We start from the raw sequence: 1,029 nt of genomic DNA on the forward strand, positions 1-1,029 counted from the left end.
GCGCCAGGCGCTGGATCGCTCCCTCGATGTCCTTGCCGGCCACCATCATCAGGTCGGCCATCTCGTCGACCACGATCACGATGTACGGCAGCGGCGCCAGGTCCATCGCCTCGTCCTCGTACACCGCCTCGCCCGTGTGACGGTCGAAGCCGGTCTGGACCGTGCGCGTGATGGTCTCACCCCTCTCGCGGGCCTCCTTCATGCGGGCGTTGTAGCCGTCGATGTTCCGGACGGCGATCTTGGACATCTTCTTGTAGCGCTCCTCCATCTCGCGCACGGCCCACTTGAGGGCGATGACCGCCTTCTTGGGGTCGATGACGACCGGGGAGAGCAGGTGCGGGATGCCGTCGTAGACCGACAGCTCCAGCATCTTCGGATCGACCATGATCAGGCGGCACTCCTCGGGCTTCAGCCGGTAGAGCAGCGACAGGATCATGGTGTTGATCGCCACCGACTTGCCCGAGCCGGTGGTGCCGGCGACCAGCAGGTGCGGCATGCGCGCGAGGTCGGCGATGATCGGCTCGCCGCCGATGTTCTTGCCCAGRCACARRGCCAGCTTGTGCTTGCTCTCGGCGAARTCSGYCGASGMSAGSARYTCSCGCAGGTAGACGGTCTCGCGSKTGKCGTTGGGCAGCTCGATRCCGATGRCGTTSCGGCCGGGCACCACCGCGACGCGGGCCGAGACCGCCGACATCGACCGGGCGATGTCGTCSGMCAGSSCGATGACGCGGCTGGACTTGGTGCCGGGYGCCGGCTCCAGCTCGTAGAGGGTCACGACCGGACCGGGCCGCACCGCCAGGATGTCGCCGCGCACGCCGAAATCCTGGACCGTCTGCTGCAGGTTGAGGGCGTTCTGCTCCAGCACGTCGGCATCGACCTCCTCGCTGCCGCCGGGGGCCGGCAGGGCGAGCAGTTCGAGGGAAGGCAGCTCGTAATCGGCGTTCTCGATCGACGCGATCTCGAGATGGCGGCCGGCCGGGATCAGGTGGGCGCGGGGCGCGACCATGGGGAGCGCGACCGGCGCAGGGG

The 1,029-nt window shown here is 68.3% G+C and carries 1 protein-coding gene; it reads right to left on the reverse strand.

Features of this window, described 5'->3' with window-relative positions:
* Nucleotides 1–1,029 (reverse strand): DNA translocase FtsK (locus tag AC1DXK_RS31015; RefSeq protein ID WP_477299710.1); only part of this gene is annotated, 1,029 nt, incomplete at both ends.

This window comes from Methylobacterium sp. P3_A11 (genome assembly GCF_056403155.1).